The sequence below is a fragment of the Arthrobacter sp. 18067 genome, assembly GCF_902706295.1.
In the GTDB taxonomy this organism is placed as follows: domain Bacteria; phylum Actinomycetota; class Actinomycetes; order Actinomycetales; family Micrococcaceae; genus Arthrobacter.
Genome location: NZ_CACSJJ010000077.1, coordinates 1 through 457, shown reverse-complemented (window position 1 = coordinate 457; position 457 = coordinate 1). Strand labels below are relative to the sequence as shown.

Here is a 457-nt window from a genome sequence, read left to right as displayed (position 1 = left end):
TATTCAAGCTCTTTGTTAGCTTCTCTCCTGCTTTCATCTGTGCTAATTAAAAAAGCATTTTTAGTTAGCTGATAGTCTTCTCTTACTTTGGCGTTGTATTTTCCAAAGGTTAAAATGTTTTTCCATAGGCTTAAACGCTTTTCAAACTCTTGTGTAAGCTCCTTTAAAGCTCTTTCGTGTCCTAGTTCGAAAGGTTGTATATGTTTTTGATGTTGCTCTATTTTCGCTTGTAATTCGTTTTCTTTCGATTTTAACTCTTTAGCCTTGTCTTGTATCTCTTTTTCTTTTTTTTTCAATTCTAGGGCCATTTGCGTTAATTTATGCTCTTGTTCTTGTATTCTTTGAAGCAATGCTTTTTCTTGTTCTTTAAATTGAGCGTAAGTTTTATAATCTTGTATGTATTGGGGTTGCTTTTCGTTATTCTCGTAGCGATTAGCTCCACGCTCCATTTTTAAAC

At 33.5% G+C, this 457-nt stretch carries 1 protein-coding gene; it reads right to left on the bottom strand.

Translation table 11 applies throughout. The features are described 5' to 3' along the window. On the bottom strand, positions 1 to 457 hold a 457-nt coding region (locus tag GVL04_RS24145; protein ID WP_200846957.1), incomplete at both ends, for a hypothetical protein.